This window comes from Hymenobacter ruricola (assembly GCF_015694525.1).
GTDB lineage: Bacteria > Bacteroidota > Bacteroidia > Cytophagales > Hymenobacteraceae > Hymenobacter > Hymenobacter ruricola.
The window spans coordinates 32476-52515 of record NZ_JADQDM010000014.1; the positions used below are offsets into that span (position 1 = coordinate 32476).

A 20040-nucleotide genomic window follows, 5' to 3' on the forward strand; every position below is an offset into this window, starting at 1 on the left:
GTTTACTCCCCACGTTTCGCGCAATCTTCAACAGGGTGCAGTTAACTACCCACGCCACCGCCAAGCTCTTCTAAAGCCCTTAGCCTCAGCATCCGCTACCGTCAAGGCATAAAACTCGCCTGCTTTATCCAGCTTGGTTCGGTCATACATCTGGTCAAATGGCAGGTGATAAATCCGTTCACCCGTTGCCGGACTGATGTGGCATTTTATCATCGGAAAAGCGCCCAGCCTGACCTGCTCCCGCACCTGGATGCCCAAAGCTTGGGCAAACTTGCGGGCCGTATCCGACAAATCAGTGGAGGTGCAAAACACCCCCAGAATGTTACTGGCGGAAAGTAACTGCGGAAAAAGGTGAAGCTGCTGTTCAACTAACTTTTTCTGCGCTGAGTCCAGGTAGAATTTGACGGTGGTACCAAACAGCTGGTTGATATGCTTTTCGTGAATGAGCTTGTGCTTGCTCCAGTACTTGCACTGCACGATTAGGGTGTTGCCGTCTTTACGACAGATTAAGTCTCTTCCCAAGTCTTCCTTGCCATTCTCAATCCCAAAATAGGTTACGGTATAGCCTTCGCACTCATACAAATACCCCACAAATCGCTCGTAGTCACGGCCCAACTGGTAAGGGCTTTTCCGGCCCTGCATATATCGCTCCAAGGCCCGCTGGTTCCGCTCGGTCGTGGAGAGACTGCTATATTCTCCAGCCGTCAGAAAAACACTCACCGGGTCGGCCTCCTGCGGTGCTTGCTCGCCATGTGTATCCTTTATTTCCAGGAGCGCCTCCTCCATTTCTCCTTCGCGAAACTCCGTCAGAAATGGAAACAGGCCTTCGTACTGGTTGATAACGTATTGCAGGTGTTTCAACTGAGCAGCCAGAATACGTTTCTCTTTCCCTACCTCGCGCACTGCCTGGGCAGAGGACTTGGCCGGCCGGGGCTTAAAGGCCAAATAGTCAGCAACCTGATTGTTGTTAAGCAAGACCAGGTCCGCAATTGCACCAGCCAGCCAAGGAAAGCTTTTGCTTTTCTCGGTTAACACTTTTTCCAATCGAGCCACATCAGCGGCCCGCTTGTCGAGTATTTTCTCCCGGACGTTTAACTCGGAATTCCTGGTTTGGTAATCCTTGTAAAGGCTACTCTTTTCCTGCGCCAGCTGCTTATCAAGCCGGTTTTTTCGAATTGCTAATAGCCCCAATCCGACCAGAAATCCGAGCAACACCAACCATAGATACAGATACTCGGCCATAAAAAGTCAAGCCAACTCTTAATATTCTACTAAAGTACAGACACGGTCCCTCACACCGAGCGCGCAATTTTCAGCATGGCCGCCGGCGAATCACCAAACTTGCATAGCGCCTCGCAGTGCTGGCGCAACTCCGAGAACAGGATGTAGCGGATGGTAGCGCCAGCGGCCCGGATGGCCGGCCGCGAGAGCTGGGCCTGCACTTCCTTCTCGCGGGCATCGGGCACCACAAGATAGAGCGCCGTCTCGTGCTCGGGCATGGAGAACGCCAAGTCCGTCAGGCGCAGGATGCCGCTGTAGATGCTGGTGCTTTTCTCCACCTCAAAGGCCGCTACCACGCGGTTGGTGCCGGGAGCGAACCACACGATGTCGATGAGGCGGATGGTGCTGGCCACCTCGGCCGGCACGGGCAGTTCGGGGTGCTGGTCGAGGCAGAGAAAGGAGAGCTTCTGGCCGCCGCAAAGACGGTTGCGGTCGTTGATGGCCGTGGTCACGTCGCAGCCCAGGGCCTTGCCCACGCGCAGCAGGTGATGCTGCATCTCGGTGTGCTGGTTTTCCTCCTGCGCCTCGGATTGCACCTCCTTGTGGCGCTTTTGGGCCTGCTGCTGGTACTTGTCGCGGTCCTCGTCGGTGGCAAATTGTTGGTCGCCGGCAATCATCTTCTTCACGCCCACGTCGAAAAGCAGCCCGCTCAGCGCGCCGTAGTCGAGGCTCAGGTGCTGGCGGTGCTCCTGATTAAGGTCGCGCAGCCGGTCGCGCATCCGCAGGTACTCGGACCAGGAGCCCAGCTTGATTTTCTCCCCAAACAGGGCGTTGAAGCCGTTGACGATGGCCGTGTTGCAGGGTGGCATCAGCGTGGGGTGCAGGAAATAGAGGATACTAGCCACGGCCGGCCCCAGCCCCTTGATTTTGCGGCGGTCCAGAATGTCGATTTCGCGCAGCAGCTGCTGCTCGGTAGTGGCCGCCAGGCAGCTTTCCAAGAATTGGCCGAAGGCGCGCTTGTTGTCTTCGTGCTCGTATATGTCGGGGATGCGCAGCTTGGGCTTCCAGTAGAAGGGGTGCGCCGCGCCCTGGAACACCTGCTTTTGCTCGCTGATGACGCCGAGCACGAATTCGAGCGAAGTGCCCTTAAAATCGTTGCCGAAGCTGCCCGCCTTGATGTCCTTGACCACCTGCTGCACCCCGCGCCGAATGGAGCGGAAGGCCTTCAAGCGCTCCTCGTTATTGATGAACCAGGTGTTGTAAACGGACTCGGAATCAGCTTTGTATTGCTGAATAAGGGGCGGTAGCGCGGCAGACATATAATGGGGCGGGATAATTGGAATCACGAAGATGCGCAGAACCCCGGGGTCCGCAAGCCGCCGCACCCAAAATCCGTCGTCCGGGTTGCCGTTGCGGGCTAATGCGTCATCCCAGGCATGGACATTTCCGGCATGCTCATCGGCTGGCCGGGCCGCATAGCGAGGTCCCCGTACCGGGCCGCCACGTAGTAGCCCGCCGCCAGCATGAGCAGGGTAAGCACCGTTACCAGGGCTTTGCGCCCGGCCGATACCTGGCCGTCGCCTTCCATGCGCATTCTTGGCATGGGGGGGCCGGCGGGCGAACTGGGCGCTGTTGGAGGCATAGCGTGCGTCATGCCGGCCATGACCATCCCGGCGTGCTGATGTTCTGCGGCAACCGGGGCCCCGCCCTTGCCCAGGGCCCGCTCGGTGCCCATGCCGTGCTTGAGTTGGTGCTTGACCAGCCACCAGTTGACGGGGTAGGCCACCACGACGCCCACGAGCGTAGCGGCCGACATCGAGGCCCAGAACCAGGGCGAGGTGGCTTCCATCGCCCGCATGTCGCGGGTCATGAGTAGTACCATCGTGGGCAGCATGCCGGCCATCATGGCGTTCATCGACATCCACTCCGGCAGAAACGAACTGCGCACGGCCTGCCCGTAGCTCATGCTCATCATGTCCTTCATAAACAGGGCCTGGAAGATGAATAGTCCGAAAAAGAAGCCGGCGGCGTACTCAATCCAGATATCGGTGCCCATGTTCAAACCAAAGTAGCCAGTGATGGCGGCAGCCACGATGATACCGGTGGCGTCGCCGGCGGCGCAGTGAATCGTCGAGCCCACGGCCTGCTTCCAGAGCGGGGCCACGAACGTCTCGTGGGTGCCGGGCGAGGGCTCGCGGCACGAAAACCAGTACACCAGCAGCCCCACCGGCCCGGTGTAGAGGGTGACCAGCACCCAGCCCCACTTCATCACTTTCATTTCCGGGGTGCTGGTAAACAAGTCCCAGGCAACGTAGGCCACGGATAACAGTGTGAGGCCGAACCAGACCCACAGCAGCCATTCCGGAGCCCAGGGAGTATTGTGCATTTCCATTGGGTAATGGCGTAAATTAAAAAGCAGCGGGCTATCTAGCCCGCTGCTTTTTAGGTGAAAGGAGGGAGGACATTAGTAGCCTTTGTTGGTCAGCAGCCACTCCTGCATCTCCTTTATTTCCATCATTTGCTCGTCAATTATCTGCCGCGCCAAGGCTTTGGTTTCGGTGTGACGGCCAAGGTCTAAATCCGCCTGCGACGTCTCGATGGCGCTCTGGTGGTGGTCCTGCATAAGTTGGGCAAAATCGCGGTCGGTATTGCCGGTGATAACGCGCAGGTCGTTGGCGCGCATCATCTTATCCATGGCCATCATCTGGCGCGTGTTAAACGCCGGCACGAGTGGCGTCTCCACCCGGTGCCCCGCCAGAAACGCGTTAAACTGCGTAATCTCGGCCTGTTGCGCGGCAATGATGCGGGTGGCCAGGTCCCGCATCTGGTTGTCCTTGCCATTTTTCAATTCCTCCTGGGCCATCGTAATGGCACCCTGGTGGTGCATCACCATCATCATGGAGTAGTCCTGGTCGGGGTCCTGGGTTTTCATCATGGCATCCATCTTCTTCATCATGTCGTGCATGAGTGTCATCATGGTGTTCTGGTCGTGCGCCTGCACTTTCAGGCTATCCGAGTCGTCTTTGCTGCACGAGGAAACGAGGGAAACGGAAGCCAGCAAAAGGGCCAGCAGGGGAAGGCGAAATAGCTTTTTCATAATATCAGGTCGTGGTGAATTTTTCCTGATTTCTAAAACGGCCTGCTGTACCACTGGATTTACAAGATGCCTGCGCAGACTTGCATAATTTCTATCCTAAGCAGCCTATTCCATGGCATTTGGAGGCACTACTTTGGTTCGGAAACCTGCTTTCCATGACTTGGTTACCTTCGTGCAGCCGCCTTACATCAACTTATGGAACCTACTGACGAACAAAGCTTACTTGACGAAAAGATAAAGATTCTGTGGGAGTGGGGGCAGAGTGGCGGTTGGGCTACCCTCCGCGACGCTCAGCTAGTAAGGGAAATAACACAGGTGCGGGAAATGCCTGATGGCAGCGGCCATGTCAATCCTCAAACGCTGACTTCCCGGGTGCGCGCCCTAGCAAATGCACTCTACGGTAGTCAGCAACTACCGCCGTTGCTGCATCCCGAGCACCTATCCATGTACGGGTCTTTCGTTCAGAAGAACAATTACTTTGACCAACAGCGCATTGATACGCCGGCCGAGCTGGAAGCTCTCATTTCGGAGTTCACCCCCAAAACCGACCACCTGTTTCGGGGGATAAACGAAGCTAAGTTTATGCTGTATAGCTCGATGCAGCGGAACTGGATTCTGAATAAGCGCGAAACGAAGCCCACCGACCACCAACTGTTTTTAGAGCGGCTGATGGATAACGCCCGACTGTACTGCGGTGGCCTCCTGGCAAAGTACATTGAAACCAATGGGGGAGATGCTGGCAACGACGTGAGCGTGCTGAGCATTTTGCAGCATTACAGCTGCCCCACTCCCTTACTGGACTGGACCTATAGCTTTCCAGTGGCACTTTACTTTGCGGCGATGGGCGCCACCGATGCCCAGCCTACGCCCGCCCGGGAAATAGACAACTACGTGAGTGTATATTATATCGAGGAGCAAGGTTTTGCTCAGGCTGGCCTGCGGGAAATGGTGGCCATGAGTATTGAGGGCAACCTGCCCTTGATTAAGGAAGTGTTTCAGGCCAATGTGGAAGCGTTGAAAGAGCGTCGGGGCATTATGGCGAGCTTTTCGCCCACGTTTTCGGACGAGAACATGAACAACTTTGCCAACGACGATGCTGCCGCACTACGATGGGCCCGGGCCTCTTTTCCGGGTGGCGGGCTCACCAATTACTTCTGCCAGGTAAAACACCTCAAACGGATTCCCAATTCTTATTTCTCAGACCAGGGCGACGATTTTGTTCGTATCGGCTTGGAAAACAACCCCAACGTCATCAATCAAAAAGGTGTCTTTGCCTGGAACAGCTCATCTACCGAGCCCATGGAGCATGTGGTGCACGAACAGGTTATCCAAGATAACCCCGAAGCCAACCACTTATACTCGCACTGCTTTAACATTCACAAATCCCTACTCCCTCATTTGCGAGAACGTTTACCACAGCTGGGAATGACGGATGCCTTCATTTTCCCGGAACAAGACCAACAGCACTTGCACGAGGTAGTTTGGGCGATATTCGATAAGACAGCAGCCGGGTTTGCTTAAATCAGCGAGTCCAGACTGCGGCGGGCGTGGCTCGCGGGGCCCAGGCGCTGAAACTCGGTGGGGGTGAGGCCGGTCACCTGCCGGAACTGCCGCGAGAGGTGCGCCGGGCTACTGTAACCCAGCTGCTGGGCCACTTCGGCAATGGGCAGCTCGCCGTAGCCAATCAACTCCTTGGCGCGCTCCACCTTCTGGCGGATGATGAATTTCTCAATCGTAAGGCCTTCGGAAGCGGAGAACAAATGGGAAAGATAGTGGTAATCCTTGCTCAGGTGCTCGACCAGATAATCCGAGTAATTGAGCAGGCGCGGGCCGGGCGGCGGGTAGTGAATCAGGGCCACCAGCAGGGTTTTGATGCGGTCCACGAGCTGGTCGCGGGGGTCTTCCAGCAACTCAAACCCAGCTTCCTGCAGGCTGGCCCGGATGGCTGCCCAGTCGGGAGCCGCGCCGTCGGGCGTGGACACGTCGGCCTCGCCCAGCGCCACGCGGTGAACGTGCAGGCCCAGCGCCGTCAGCTCCTCGCGTACCACCCGGATGCACTGCGGGCACACCATGTTCTTAATCAGCAGCCGGTGCGAACCGGGCGGGGGCAGGACGTGGGCAATGCTGACGTCGGCTTTCATGGGATGCGGCATTATTTCACCACTAAGCTACCCCGCAGCATGCCCATGCCGCAGGTGAAGGTAAATGTCCCGGCTTCTTTGGGCAGCAGCTCCACCAGCGTGGTTTTGAAAGCGGGCAGGTCGCGGCGAATGCTGAAATCCGGCATCAGCAGCTCCTCGGAGCAGCTGTTTTCCTCGTCGCGGTAGAAGCTCAACTGCACGGGCTTGCCGCGCTCCACCTCAATCACGTCGGGCGAGTAGCCGCCCTTCACGGTGATGGCTACCTCCTGCACGCCACCCGAGGAAGACACGGCGCTGGCCGTCTGGCGGGCCGAGAAAAAGAAGTACCACAGCACAAACCCGGCGAGGGCCAGGCCGCCGACGGTTACCAAAATGGCGGGCGTATCCATAGGAAAGCGGAATTAATGATTGTCGAAGCTGCGCAGGCGCAGCGAGTTGGTCAGCACCGATACCGAGCTGAGGGCCATGGCCCCGGCCGCGAGCATGGGCGAGAGCAGGATGCCGAAGAAGGGGTAGAGCAGCCCGGCCGCCACGGGAATGCCGAGCGTGTTGTAGATGAAGGCGAAAAACAGGTTCTGCTTGATGGTGCGGATGGTCTGGCGGCTCAGCTCGATGGCCGTCACCACGCCGTTCAGGTCGGAGCGCATGAGCGTAATACCGGCCGCTTCCATGGCCACGTCGGTACCCGAGCCGATGGCCAGCCCGATGTCGGCCTGGGCCAGCGCCGGCGCGTCGTTGATGCCGTCGCCGACCATGGCCACGGTGCGGCCCTCGCCCTGCAGCTCCTTCACCTTGCCGGCCTTGTCCTGGGGCAGCACCTCGGCGAAGTAGCGCGTGATGCCGACCTGGCCGGCCACCTGGGCCGCCGTTTCGGGGTTGTCGCCGGTCATCATCACCACCTCGATGCCCAGCGCTTGGAGCTTCCTAATGGCGGCAGCCGAGGTGTCGCGCACGGTATCGGCCACGCCCACCAAGCCCACGGCCTGGCCCGCCACGGCAATGTAGAGCACGGTTTTGGCCTGGCTCAGCAACTGCTCGGCCTGGGTTATCAGGGTAGGGGAGAGGCTTACGCCCTCGTCGGCCAGCAGGCGGCGGTTGCCAATCAGCACGGCCTGGCCGTTTACGGTGGCGGCGGCCCCTTTGCCCTCCACGGCCCGGAAGCCGGTGGCGGTCAGGCTGGCGGCACCCTGGGCGTCGGCGTGGCGCACCACGGCCTCGGCCAGTGGGTGCTCGCTCTGGCGCTCCACGGCGGCCACCACCGGCAGCAGCTGGGCGGCCTCCTGGCCGGGCAGCGTCCAGAAGTCCGTCACGGCGGGCTCGCCCTTGGTAATGGTGCCGGTTTTGTCGAGTAGCACGGTGTTTACCTGGTAGGCTTTTTCCAGCGCCTCGGCGTTGCGCACCAGCACGCCATGCTCCGCCCCCTTGCCGGTGCTGACCATGATGGCCGTGGGCGTGGCGAGCCCCAGCGCGCAGGGGCAGGCAATGATGAGCACGGCCACGAAGTTGACCAGCGCCAGCGGCAGGCGCGTGCCCGCCGGGGCCAAATCAAACCAGATAACGAACGTGAGAATGGCAATGACCACCACCGTGGGCACGAAGATGGCGCTGACCTTATCGGCCAGTCGCTGAATGGGGGCGCGGCTGCCCTGGGCATCTTCCACCAGCTTCACAATCTGCGAGAGCATGGTATCGGCCCCTACTTTGGTCACGCGAAAACGGAAGGAGCCGGTTTTGTTGAGCGTGGCCCCGAACACGGGGTCGCCCACCTGCTTCTGCACCGGCAGGCTCTCGCCCGTGAGCATGGCCTCGTCCAGGGCCGAGCTGCCTTCGGTGATGAGGCCATCGGTGGCCACCTTCTCGCCGGGCCGCACCACCACCAGGTCGCCCAGCTGCACCTGCTCGATGGGCACGTCGACCTCCGCGCCATCGGGGCGCACCACGCGGGCGGTTTTGGCTTGCAGGCCGATGAGGCTGCGCATGGCGGCCGAGGTCTGGGTCTTGGCCCGCAGCTCCAGCACCTTGCCCAGCAGAATCAGGGCAATGATGGTGGCCGTCGTGTCGTAGTACACCTCGGGCATCAGGCCCCGGCTGGTGAAGAAGCCAGGCACCACCGTCGCCGCCAGGCTATACAGAAACGCCGCGCCGGTGCCCACGGCAATCAGCGTATCCATGTTGGCGGCCCGGTGCTTGAAGCCGTTCCAGGCCGACACGTAGAACTCGCGCCCGCTGTAGAGCAGCACGGGCAGCGTGAGCAGCAGCAGGGAATAGTTGAGCCACTGCATGTTGACGCGCGCCATCATCGCCGGCCAGAGCATGAGCATGCTCAGCGGCATGATGATGACGGCCAGCCCCACGGCCACCCAGAAGCGGCGCTTGAGCTTCTGGTAAGCCAGGGCTTTCTGGCAATCGATTTCGGCGCTGCGCTCGGCGGCGCTGGTATCGGGGGCGCGCTCCACCACGCCGTAGCCGGCGTTGATAACGGCTTCCTTCAGCGTAGCCGGAGAGGCCTGGGTGGGCACGTAGTCCACGGTGGCCTTCTCGGTGGCAAAGTTGACCATCGCCCGCTGCACGCCGGGCGTGCGGCTGAGCGACTTCTCGACGAAGGACGCGCACGAGGCGCAGGTCATGCCTTCGATGTCGAGGGTTTCGGTTTTAGTGGCAGGTTCCATAAAAAGTAGCGTAGGGAGTGGTTTTTGGGCGGTTCGGCCAGCTGGCGAAAGCCCAGAATCACGCTACAAAGGAACGGCTACCCCATGGCGAAGTTAGTACTAAATACCGCCGCAGAATTGCATAATTTGACGGCCTATACCGCCGTACCACCATCCTTGGCAGCCTGTTTTGCCTGCCATTCAGCGTAGCGCCACCGGGCAGACCCCAAGTTTACCTTAACGGTCGTGGAAACGGGAATTTGCAAGCCGAAGCTCTGGCGTAAAAACTCCAGCAGCACGGTGGTTCGGGTCACAAGCAGGTACTTCTTTCGGTTGAGCGTCAACTCTTCGGTTACGATGCCCACCAGCTTCTTTTCCAGGGCAGGGTCGTGCAGCAGATAGTTGCCCGTATCCCAGAGGCCGCTGCCGCTGATGCCTTCCATTTTGGGGCGCTTGTGCGGCTGGGGATTGGTGGCCGACAGCACGTCGCCCGTAAAGTCGAGCACGAGGTGAATAGCCGGGTGGAGCCCAGACCGGGCATAATCAAATTCACCTGTTAATTGGGTCTGCAGCGGGTACGGTGCTGATTTCACTTGGCCATCAAAAGACCTGGTCTTCGCCGCTGGAAAGCCAACGGACAGGTAAACATCCGTCAGGTGCCTGGGACTCGTGGAGAGTTCCGAAAGGGTTAGGAAGTGGTAGGCTTCCTGCAGGCGGGCAAGTTGGGATTCGTCGGTCAGCTCCAACGCAGCTAGGTCTATTTTGTCGTCCTTCCGTTTGCCAGAGGCAGGCAATGAGGTAATGCGCAGCTCACCGGCCAGGGTGACTTCGTGCGGGGGCAGAATCACGAACGTCTCGTAATACTTGCCGGCAATAACGTGTGCCGCCGTCACCACAAAATACCGACCATCCAAGGTTAGTAACACCCCGCTGCCGCAGGCGGCGATGCGGCCCTTGTGCGTGTAAAAGAACTGGATGGTCGATTTGAGGATTGCTGCGGTAGCAATACTGAGAGGTTGAGTTTTGACTTCTTGTAAAAGCGAAGGAGAGGTAGGCGTAGAGGCCATGGGTAAAGGGTTAAAAAATTTAGTTATTGATTGGGGGCACCAAGAATTAAGCTTACTAACCCCTCTCACAGATAAATACGAAATCCACCCTGCCACTTGGAAAATGGCCCTGAATTATTTTTGATGCCCCTTGGCTTTATCAGGCAGTTACCAGCAAACAGCTTATAAAATCACGCCAGCAACTTGCATAATTTTGCTTTTCCGCTCGGACTAGGGTGTATCCAAAATGGAAGCTGATGGCCCTGAGTTGCTCAGTAACGCCATTTTATCAACCTGCGCCCACCTTGCGCAAACCACCACCGGAACCCTTTCGCGGCATTGCGGGTAAAGAAGCAGCTCTACTCTTCTGAGGAGATAAGTCTAATTTTGCGGTTGCTTCATGCCCGTTATGTTCCGTAGCCTGTACCCTTTCCGCCGTTTGCTGGCGACGAGCTTCCTGCTCGTCTTCGTCAACGTGTTCGTGGGGCAGTGCTGGTGCGCAACGGTCAATCCGCTGCCGCCGGCTCCGCCGATGGCGGCCATGGACCACCACCAGGCCGAGAAGCCGGCGCACCCGGGCTGCCACGGCCACGGCGCGGTGGCGAAGCATTCGACCAAGCAGCACGGCCACGGCCACCCGACCAAGCCGGGCACCAGCCACGACTGCTGCAAGGACAAATCGGCGTCGCTGCTGTCCTCGCTGACGACGCCCGCCCAGAAGCACTTATTCCTGCCTGCCCCGGCTGTACTGCCGGCGGCTATCGAGTTTCATTTCCGGCCCCTGGCTGGCAAGTGGGACCGCACGGCTACGGTGGCCCTGGTTCCGCCCCGGCACCTCAAGCCCAAAATACCCGACATCCGCATTTTCATCCAGTCGCTGACTGTCTGATTCTTCCGACGCGCTAAGGCTCGCGCCGGCATAGCTATGCTATGTCCGGGGCGGGCCTTTTCGTTTGCTCGCTCGCGTGGCTAAGCTGCGCCCCCTTCCCCTATTTTCCTGGTTTTCCCTCCCCCGCAATGAAGAGTTGCTGTCAGGAGGCCGGTGCGCCGCCCCCCCGTGGGCCGGGCCGTCGCTGGCTGTCCTACCTGCTCTACGCCGGGCTGGCTGCCGCGCTGGGCTTCGTGCTCTGGCAGCAGTGGCAGGCGTAGGCCCCAACGGCCTTTTCGGCCCCGCATTTCCCATTCCATACCCGTTTTCATGAACCGCTTTCTTGTTCCGCTGCTGGCCGCTGCCAGCATTTTCACCGTTGCCAGCTGCTCCTCGGATTCGTCCAGCAGCAGCGCCACCAACACCGTTACCACGCCCACCGGCACCGCGCCCGACAGCACGGCCGCGCACGCCGGAGGCCACACCTACGCCTGCCCCATGCACCCGGAGGTGACCAGCACCAAGCCCGGCGAGAAGTGCCCCAAGTGCGGCATGGAGCTGGTCCACAACGACCAGGTGAGCAACGGCAAAAGCTACCAGATGCAGTTCGAGCCGAAGCCCATGCAGCTGGTGGCCGGCCAGCCCGCCACGCTGACCTATACCCCGCAGGAAGTCGGCAACGAGAAAGCACCGGTGCCGCTGGCGGTGGTGCACGAGAAGAAAATCCACCTCATCATCGTCCGCAAAGACCTGTCGGTGTTCGACCATGAGCACCCCGAGTTCACGGCTGATGGCAACTACAAAGTACCGTTTACCTTCCCCAAGGGCGGTGAGTACGTGCTGTTTCAGGACTACACGCCCGACGGCAGCGGCCACCAGCTCGGCCGCCAGGTGGTGAGCGTGCAGGGCCCCAAGTACACGCCCGTCAAGTTCAGCAAAGACCAGCTGCAGTGGAGCAAGAATGGCTATCAGGCTACCCTCGCATTTGACAAAGAGCTGAAAGTTGGCCAGCTGCTGGGCATGAAAATCAGCCTGAGCAAGAATGGGCAGCCGGTGACGGACCTGGATAAGTACCTCGGGGCGCTGGGCCACGTGGTGGTCATCAGCGAAGACACCGAGCGCTACCTGCACGTGCACCCCAACGACCAGGCCGACAAGGGCCCGGTCATCGGCTTCAACACCAACTTCGAAAAGCCCGGCCTGTACCGCGTTTTCCTGCAATTCAACCACGGCGGGCAGATTCACACCGGCGACTTCACCATCAACGTGAAGGCCTAGCCCGCGCCCATACACCTCATTTTTTCACCTTCAATCCCAACCCAAACCCCATGAAAAAGTCTGCATTTATCCTCGCCGCCCTCTGTTCGGGCACCCTGCTGCTGGGCAGCTGCAACGCCGACAAATCGGCCGACTCCACGGCTACTGAGACGACCTCGGCCACGGCCGACACCACCGCTGCGGGCGGCGACATGGCCGGCATGGACCATTCGACAATGGCGGACGGTGCCGCCGGCGCTTCGCCCCTGATGGCCTCCATGAACGACATGATGGCTAAGATGGACGCCATGAAAATGAAGGGCAACACCGACCACGACTTTGCCCACATGATGCTGGAGCACCACAAGGGCGCGGTGGCCATGGCCGACATCGAGCTGCGCGACGGCAAGGATGCCACCATGCGCCAGATGGCCGAAAAAATCAAGGCCGACCAGCAGAAGGAAATCGGCGAAATGGAGCCTATTGCCGAGCGCCTCGACTCGGCCCCGACCAACTACAAGCCCCAGGACCCGGCCGACCCCTTCACCGCCCAGATGAAGGCCTCGATGGACGGGATGATGAAAAACATGCCCCAGATGGTGGCGGACCCCGACATGAACTTCAACATGCTCATGACGGTGCACCACCAGAGCGCCGTGGACATGGCCAAAGCCGAGCTGGCCCACGGCAAGGACAGCAAGCTCAAGGAGATGGCGCAAATGATGATTGACGCCCAGCAGAAGGAAATCCAGCAGTTCAAGGACTGGCACACCAAGAACGAGGGCAAGATGAAGACCTCGGCCGCCGTGTACGAGTGCCCGATGGGCTGCGAAGGCAGCCGCAGCAACAAGCCCGGCAAGTGCCCCACCTGCGAGATGGATTTGGTCAAAAAAGCCTAATCCCACTCCAAATACACCGCTACAGTCCTCCATGAAAATGCTTCGCACCCTCTTCGCCGCGCTGGCTTTGCTGGCCGCCGCGCCCCTCGCCCACGCCCAGCACGCCGAAATAGCGGCGGGCGAAACCCACGCTCACGTAGCCCCCCACGGCGGCGTGGTGCGCTCGGCCAGCCCCTACCACCTGGAGCTGGTGGCCCAGCCCACCGAGTTGGCTTTTTACCTGCTGGGAGCCAAGATGAGTGCCGTGCCCAACAAGGGCATGAGCGGCTCGGTGCTGGTGCAGCTGACCACCAATGCCACCGTGACCGTGCCGCTGGCCCTGGCCGGCGACGACCACCTCACGGCCAAGCTGCCCGCCGGGGCCAAGGTGCGCACGGCCATCGTGACGCTGAACACGGCCGATGGCAAAGCCCTGACCGTGCGCTTCGACAAGCTGGACGAGGCCCACGGCCACAAAGCCGTGGGCGCGGCTTTCGCCTGCCCCATGCACCCCGAAGTGGCCGCCACCGCGCCGGGCAAATGCCCGAAGTGCGGCATGGCGCTGGTCAAAAAATCCTAGCTACCGGCGCGGTCCGACTCCGGGCCGCCCTTCGTGTCCCGCTCCCCTCCGTCGGCTGCCGGCGGAGGGGCCAGCGGCCTAACTCATGCTTATGAACAATCTTCCCATTCGCCAGCGCCGGTTCAGGCTCTTGCTGCTCCTGCTGGTACTGCTGGCCGGACCGGCGGGGGCGCAGCAGGTCGTGGTGCGCCTCGACAGCGCCGAGCAGCAGGCCCTGCGCCGGCACCCGCGCCTGCGCCAGTCGGCTGAGGAAATCGCGGAGCAGCGCGCCCTGAAGCGTGGCAGCTTCTCGCCCACCAACCCGGACTTTCTGTTTTCCGCGCCCACGGGCGAGCGGTGGGCCCCGGGCGTGGTGCAAACCATTGATTTCCCCACGGTGTACCGCCGGCAGGCCCAGGCCGCGCAGGCCGGCATCACCCTGGCCGAGCGGGGCCTCGACGTGAACCGGGCCACCGTGCGGCGCGACGTGCGCCAAGCCTACCTGAGCCTGCAGTTTGCCGAGGCGCAGGTGCGCCAGCTCACTTATCAGGACAGCCTGTTTCGGGCGTTGCAAGTGGCCACCGACCGCCTGTTCAAGGCCGGCGAGGTAACGGCCTTGCAGCGGGTGAGCACCGAGGCCGAAGCCCGGCAGGTGCGCAATCAGCTCGACCAGGCCGTGGTGGACCAGCGTTCGGCGCAGCGCCGCCTAGGCCTGCTGCTCGGGCAGCCGGAAGCCAACCTCACCGCCGATGCCGACCTGCGCCAGACCGGCCCCGAGCTGGCCCGCGCCGGCGCGGAGCTGCTGGGCACGCTACCCCAGCAGGACAGCGCCGCCGTGGCCTTGAGCCCCACGCTGGCTTACTACGGCCAGAACGTGGCGCTGAGCCAGTCGGGCATCAGCCTGGTGCGGGCGCGGCGCACCCCGGCCCTGACGCTGGGCTATCAGAATCAGGCCTATGAGAACTCGCTGGTAAAGTACCGCTTTCAGTTCGGCGTGTCGGTGCCCATCTGGTTCTGGACCTACCGCGCGCAGCTGCAGGCGGCCACGGCGCGCAGCAAGGCCGCCCAGGCCCAGCTGCAGGTGCAGCGCCTCGACCTGGGCACCCAGTACCAGCAGGCCCTAGCCGACACGCGCAAGTTTGCCGCCTCGCTCACCTACTACGAGCAGACCGGCCTGCCCCAGTCGCGGGCCATCATCAGCCAGTCGCAGCGCCTGTTCAAGGCCGGCGAAATCAGCTACCTGGTGCTGATTCAGAGCCTGAACCAGGCCTTTACCATTCAGAATACCTACCTGACCACCATCCGCGACTACCGTCAGGCCATCGTTGCACTTAACTACCTGCGGGGACAATAATGAAGAACCTCCTCCTGCTTTTGCTGGCCCTGCTGCTGGCCACCGGGGCCCGCGCCCACGGCGGCGAAGACCACGGCGACGCGGCCAAACCCTCGGCCGGGCCGGTGGCCACCACCTTCTCGGTGGCGGCGCTGTCCGAGAGCTTCGAGCTGCTGCTGCGCTTCGAGCCGTTGAAAAAAGGTGAAGACGCCGACATGCGACTGTTCGTGTCGGACTACGCTACTAACGCGCCCATCAAGGGAGCCAAGCTGACGGTGACCTGCCCGGAAGCGGCCGACCTGAAATTCACGGTATCCGAAAAGTCGCCGGGAGCCTACCTAGTCGAGGGCACGTTTCCGGCCAATAAGAAGTACAGCCTGGCCGTGAACATCGTGGCCGGCGACAAGGCCGACTTGATGCTGCTCTCCGGCATTGAGGTCGGCAAGCTGCTGCCCGTGGCGGCGGCCCCGGCTCCGGCCGCCGCGCCCCTCATCGGCTCCTGGAAAACCGTGCTGCTGCTCTTCGGGGCCTTCGCGCTGGGCATTGCCCTCACTGCCCTGGTTATGCGCCGCCGTCGCCCGGCCGCTGCCGTCCCCACTTCAACGCCCGCTGTTTATGAAAACCACGCATAAGTTTCTCGCCGCTACGGCCGCCCTCGGGCTGGCCTTTTCCGTGCTGCTGCCCCCGCCCGCCGCGCTGTGGGCGCACGGTGGCGAAGACCACGGCGACGCGGCCCACGCTTCCAGCGGTGTGGCCATGACCGATGCCGTGGCGTTGCCCAAGGAAAGCCAGTTCCTGTTCGGGGTGCGCACGGCCCTGGCCGGCTACTCCGATACCTATAACCGGCTGACCCTCTACGGCACCGTGGCCTCAGCCGCCGGGGGCGAAGGCCGGGTGGTGGTACCCCAGACCGGGCGCATCGTGAGCCTCGCGGCCAAAGTAGGGCAGCCGGTGCGCGCCGGGCAGGTGCTGGCCGTCATCGACCAGACCCTGGACGCGACCCAGCAAATCGGCCTCAGCACCGAGCGGGCCAACGCCCAGGCCGAGCTGCGGGCGGCCCAGCAGGACTACGCCCGCCTGCAGACCATCGCCGACATCGCGGCCCGCAAGGACGTGGTGGCCGCCGAGCTGCGCCTGCGCCAGGCCCGCCAGAACGCGGGCATTCTTAACGGGCAGGCCAGCAACCGCCGCGTCACCATCACTTCGCCCATCAGCGGCACGGTGGACGTGTTCACCCTCGCGGTGGGCCAGCAGGTGACCCAGGGCGACGAGCTGTTTCGGGTGCTCAACCCCGGCAAGCTGCGGGTCGAAGCCCAGGTGTTCGCCCAGGACTTGGACAAGATTCCGGCCGGGGCCCAGTTTCAGGTGGAAGGCCTGCAGGGGCAGGCCGGCAGCGCCCCGGCCCGGCTGGTGGTGTTCAGCAACGTAGTGAACCCGGTGAACCAGGCCCGCCAGCTGGTGCTGGAACTCGACCCCACCGGTACCAACCTATTCCGCGCCGGCCAGGCCGTGAACGTGCAGGTGCTGGGCCGCAGCGGCGGCGGCAAAAAGCAGCTGGTGGTGCCCACTTCGGCGCTGACCGATTTGAACGGCAAGCCCGTGGTCTTCGTGCACACCGACCCCGAAACCTTCAAAATCCGCTACGTGCAGCCGGGTGCCGCTAACGGTGCGCAGACGGTGCTGCTGGCCGGCGACGTGAACGAAAACGACCGGGTGGTGAGCGTGGGCACCTACCAGCTCAAATCCATCTACTTGAACCAATAGCGGATGCTCGATAAAATCATTCGTTTTGCCCTGCAAAACCGCCTGCTCATGCTGGCCTTTGCCGCGGGCCTGCTCATCGCCGGCACCTACACGGCGCGCCAGCTGCCCGTGGACGTGCTGCCTGACCTCGACCGCCCCCGCGTGACCGTGTTCCTGGAAGCGGCCGGCATGGCCCCCGAGGAAGTGGAAGCCCTGGTAACGCTGCCCGTGGAAACGGCCCTGAACGGGGCCACCGGCGTGGCGGCCGTGCGCTCCAACTCGGCCATCGGCTTAGGGATGGTGTTCGTGGAGTTCGACTACGGCACCGACATTTTCACGGCCCGCCAGATTGTGGCCGAGAAGCTGCAAACCGTGAGCGGGCAACTGCCCACCGGCATTACGCCGGTGCTGGGACCGATTTCCTCGGTGATGGGCCAGATTATGCTGGTGGGCCTCTCGGGAGGCCAGCAGACCAACGCGGCCGACCTGCGCACGCTGGCCAACTACACCGTGCGCCAGCGCCTGCTCAGCATTCCCGGCGTGGCCCAGGTCATTCCCATCGGCGGCGATAACCTGCAGTACCAGGTGCTGCTGGACATGCCCCGCTTGAACGCCACGGGCCTGACCGTAACGCAGGTGGAAGAGGCGCTGCGCCGCTCCAACCTGAACACCACCGGCAACTTCTTCGACCGCAACGGCTCGGAAGTGCTCATTCGCAACCTGGGCCGGCTGCGCTCGGTGGCTGACATCGAGAACATCATCGTGGGCTACCGGCAGGGCTCGCCCATCAGCGTCAAGCAGGTGGCCAATGTGGCCTTCGGGGCGCGCTTCAAGCGCGGCGACGGCAGCGTGAACGGCAAGCCCGCCGTCATTCTCAGCATCGAAAAGCAGCCCGGCACCGCCACCGTGGGCCTGACCCAGGCCGTGGAAAAGGCGCTGGTCGAGCTGAAGCCCTCGCTGCCCAAGGACGTGCAGGTAAACACCCGCCTGTTTAAGCAGGCCGATTTTATCGAGTCGTCGATTACCAACGTGGAGGAGGCCCTGCGCGACGGGGCCATTCTGGTGGTCATCGTGCTGTTCGCCTTCCTGCTGAACGTGCGCACCACCTTTATCTCACTGGTGGCCATTCCGCTCTCGCTGCTGGTGACGGCGCTGGTATTCCGCGTGGCGGGCATCAGCATCAACACCATGACGCTGGGCGGGCTGGCCATCGCCATCGGCGAGTTGGTCGATGACGCCATCGTGGACGTGGAAAACGTGTTCCGCCGCCTGCGTGAAAATCAGCACCTGCCCCAGCCCAAACCGGCCCTGCAGGTAATTTACGCTGCCTCCTCGGAGGTGCGCAACTCCATTGTGTACGCCACCATCATCGTGGTGCTGGTGTTCCTGCCGCTGTTCGCGCTCGAAGGCATGGAGGGGCGCATTTTTGCCCCGCTGGGCATTGCCTACATCACCAGCATTGTGGCGTCGCTGTTCGTGTCGCTCACCATCACGCCGGTGCTCTGCTACTACCTGCTGCCCAAGATGAAGCAGATTCGGGCGGCCGAGCAGGAAGGCGGGCTGGTGCGCTGGCTTAAGCGCAAGGATACCGGCCTGCTGGGCTGGGGCCTGACCCACCCGAAAATGGTGCTCACGGTCACTGGGCTGCTGTTCGCACTGGCCGCCTCGCTGGTGCCCTTCTTTGGCACCGAGTTTCTGCCGCCCTTCAACGAAGGCTCGCTCACGGTCAACTTCTCGGCCCCGGCCGGCACCTCGCTCACCGAATCCAACAAGCTGGGCACGCTGGGGGAGGAGCAGATTTTGCAGCTGCCGGAAGTAGCTTACACCGCCCGCCGCACCGGCCGCGCCGAGCTGGACGAACACGCCGAGTCGGTCAACAATTCGGAAATCGAGGTGGCCTTCAAAACCGAGCAGGAGTTGGAACAAGCGGGAAAAACAATGCGCAGCCGGGAGGAAATCCTGGCCGACCTGCGCCAGCGGCTGGGCCTGATTACCGGCGTCAACGTCAACATCGGCCAGCCCATCAGCCACCGCCTCGACCACCTGTTGAGCGGGGTGCGGGCGCAGGTGGCCATTAAGGTATTCGGCAACGATTTGCTGGAGTTGCGCCGCTACGCCAACGAAATTCGCACGGCCGCCAGCTCGGTGCCCGGCGTGGTCGACCTGCAAGTGGAGAAGCAGGTGCAGATTCCGCAGCTGCTGGTGCGCCCCCGCGACGCCGCCCTGCGCGCCTACGGCCTGGAGCGGGGCCAAGTGGTGGCCACCTTGGAAACGCTGTTTCAGGGCGACGTGGTGTCGCAGATGCTCGACGGCCAGAAGCGCTTCGACCTCATCGTGAAGCTGCCCGAAGCCCAGCGCAACGACATCGCCACCATCGCCCAGACCCGCATCGAGACGCCCTCGGGGGCGCTGATTCCGGTGAGCCAGGTGGCGGACGTGAGCTACGAGCCCGGCCCGAACACCGTCAACCACGAAAACACCCAGCGCCGCATCACCGTCTCGATGAACGTGGCCGGGCGCGACCTGGGCAGCACCGTCAAAGAGGTGCAGGCCCGCATCAATCAGCAGGTGAAGCTGCCAGCGGGCTACTACCTGACCTACGGCGGGCAGTTCGAAAGCCAGCAGTCGGCCTCGCAGAAAATTCTCTGGCTGAGCTTGTTCTCGCTGGCCGGCATCTTCCTGGTACTGTACTCGCACTTCAAGTCGGGGCTGATGGTGGGGCAGATTATGCTCAACATCCCGCTGGCCCTCATTGGCTCGGTGGTGGCGGTGCTGCTCACGGGCGGCACGTTCAGCATTGCCTCGCTGGTGGGCTTCATCACGCTCACCGGCATCGCCTCGCGCAACGGCATCATGATGATTTCCCACTACATCCACCTGGTGGAGCACGAGGGCGAGAGGTTCAGCAAGGAGATGATTATCCGCGGCTCGCTCGAACGCCTGGTGCCGGTGCTGATGACAGCCCTGGTAGCGGCGCTGGCCCTGGTGCCGCTCACGCTGGCCAAGGACGCGCCGGGCAAGGAAATTCTCTACCCCGTGGCCACGGTCATCCTCGGCGGCCTGCTCAGTTCCACCTTCCTCGACATCGTGGTGACGCCGGTCGTGTTCTGGCTCTTCGGCGAAAAGGCCCTGGCCCAGTACCAGCGCGGCCACCACGAAGTCAGCCTCGATGCCCACCCGCAGGAGTTGGACGCCCAGCCCCTGACGCCGCCCGCCGACCTGAACCCGGTGCAGCCGGCCGTCTAAGTT

Annotated in this window: 18 protein-coding genes; 10 read left to right on the forward strand and 8 right to left on the reverse strand. The window is 62.0% G+C overall.

Annotated features, from left to right (window positions below):
• Positions 1-45: 45 nt before the first annotated feature.
• From I2H31_RS19690 to I2H31_RS19705, 4 genes are all read right to left on the reverse strand, one after another.
• Entirely contained in the window at positions 46-1242 is a 1197-nt protein-coding gene (locus tag I2H31_RS19690) for a restriction endonuclease (RefSeq protein ID WP_196294777.1), read from the reverse strand.
• Between the two features lie 50 nt (positions 1243-1292).
• A complete protein-coding gene (locus tag I2H31_RS19695) occupies positions 1293-2540 on the reverse strand; it encodes a hypothetical protein (protein ID WP_196294778.1) in 1248 nt (415 codons plus the stop codon).
• 98 nt (positions 2541-2638) lie between these two features.
• Positions 2639-3607 (reverse strand): DUF4396 domain-containing protein, encoded by a 969-nt coding sequence (locus I2H31_RS19700; protein ID WP_230687943.1) that lies wholly within the window; start codon positions 3605-3607, stop codon positions 2639-2641.
• Between the two features lie 78 nt (positions 3608-3685).
• Positions 3686-4318: a DUF305 domain-containing protein gene (locus I2H31_RS19705; RefSeq protein ID WP_196294780.1), complete on the reverse strand. Its 633-nt coding sequence runs from the start codon at positions 4316-4318 to the stop codon at positions 3686-3688.
• Between the two features lie 195 nt (positions 4319-4513).
• Here I2H31_RS19705 and I2H31_RS19710 point away from each other — a divergent pair, with 195 nt between their 5' ends.
• On the forward strand, positions 4514-5839 hold the full coding sequence (locus I2H31_RS19710) for an FRG domain-containing protein (protein ID WP_196294781.1): 1326 nt from the start codon (positions 4514-4516) through the stop codon (positions 5837-5839).
• On the opposite strand, the gene I2H31_RS19715 is transcribed toward I2H31_RS19710, so the two are convergent.
• The 4 genes from I2H31_RS19715 to I2H31_RS19730 all read right to left on the reverse strand — a co-directional run bounded on the left by I2H31_RS19715 (position 5836) and on the right by I2H31_RS19730 (position 10174).
• Entirely contained in the window at positions 5836-6459 is a 624-nt protein-coding gene (locus I2H31_RS19715; protein WP_044518498.1) for a helix-turn-helix domain-containing protein, read from the reverse strand. The genes I2H31_RS19710 and I2H31_RS19715 overlap by 4 nt on opposite strands.
• 11 nt (positions 6460-6470) lie before the next feature.
• A complete protein-coding gene (locus I2H31_RS19720; protein WP_196294782.1) occupies positions 6471-6848 on the reverse strand; it encodes a cupredoxin domain-containing protein in 378 nt (125 codons plus the stop codon).
• A gap of 12 nt (positions 6849-6860) precedes the next feature.
• Entirely contained in the window at positions 6861-9128 is a 2268-nt protein-coding gene (locus I2H31_RS19725; RefSeq protein WP_196294783.1) for a heavy metal translocating P-type ATPase, read from the reverse strand.
• A gap of 134 nt (positions 9129-9262) precedes the next feature.
• Positions 9263-10174: a trypsin-like peptidase domain-containing protein gene (locus I2H31_RS19730; RefSeq protein ID WP_196294784.1), complete on the reverse strand. Its 912-nt coding sequence runs from the start codon at positions 10172-10174 to the stop codon at positions 9263-9265.
• Positions 10175-10562: 388 nt separating this feature from the next.
• On the opposite strand from I2H31_RS19730, the gene I2H31_RS19735 reads away from it, so the two are divergent.
• From I2H31_RS19735 to I2H31_RS19770, 9 genes are all read left to right on the forward strand, one after another.
• Complete coding sequence (locus I2H31_RS19735) at positions 10563-11042, forward strand: hypothetical protein (protein WP_196294785.1); 480 nt, start codon at positions 10563-10565, stop codon at positions 11040-11042.
• Between the two features lie 128 nt (positions 11043-11170).
• The gene (locus I2H31_RS25525; RefSeq protein ID WP_262386163.1) at positions 11171-11302 is read left to right on the forward strand and encodes a hypothetical protein; all 132 of its coding nucleotides are present in this window, start codon (positions 11171-11173) and stop codon (positions 11300-11302) included.
• A gap of 49 nt (positions 11303-11351) precedes the next feature.
• Positions 11352-12299 (forward strand): heavy metal-binding domain-containing protein, encoded by a 948-nt coding sequence (locus I2H31_RS19740; protein WP_196294786.1) that lies wholly within the window; start codon positions 11352-11354, stop codon positions 12297-12299.
• Between the two features lie 50 nt (positions 12300-12349).
• A complete protein-coding gene (locus tag I2H31_RS19745; protein ID WP_196294787.1) occupies positions 12350-13177 on the forward strand; it encodes a DUF305 domain-containing protein in 828 nt (275 codons plus the stop codon).
• A 31-nt stretch (positions 13178-13208) separates the two neighbouring features.
• On the forward strand, positions 13209-13736 hold the full coding sequence (locus I2H31_RS19750) for a heavy metal-binding domain-containing protein (RefSeq protein WP_196294788.1): 528 nt from the start codon (positions 13209-13211) through the stop codon (positions 13734-13736).
• 91 nt (positions 13737-13827) lie between these two features.
• Positions 13828-15069: a TolC family protein gene (locus I2H31_RS19755; RefSeq protein WP_196294789.1), complete on the forward strand. Its 1242-nt coding sequence runs from the start codon at positions 13828-13830 to the stop codon at positions 15067-15069.
• Positions 15069-15680, forward strand: coding sequence for a hypothetical protein (locus I2H31_RS19760; protein ID WP_196294790.1), 612 nt, complete (start codon positions 15069-15071; stop codon positions 15678-15680). The genes I2H31_RS19755 and I2H31_RS19760 overlap by 1 nt, the downstream gene beginning before the upstream one ends.
• Complete coding sequence (locus tag I2H31_RS19765; RefSeq protein WP_196294791.1) at positions 15664-16812, forward strand: efflux RND transporter periplasmic adaptor subunit; 1149 nt, start codon at positions 15664-15666, stop codon at positions 16810-16812. Before I2H31_RS19760 ends, I2H31_RS19765 begins: the two co-directional genes overlap by 17 nt.
• A gap of 3 nt (positions 16813-16815) precedes the next feature.
• A complete protein-coding gene (locus I2H31_RS19770; RefSeq protein ID WP_196294792.1) occupies positions 16816-20037 on the forward strand; it encodes an efflux RND transporter permease subunit in 3222 nt (1073 codons plus the stop codon).
• The last annotated feature ends 3 nt before the right edge of the window (positions 20038-20040 follow it).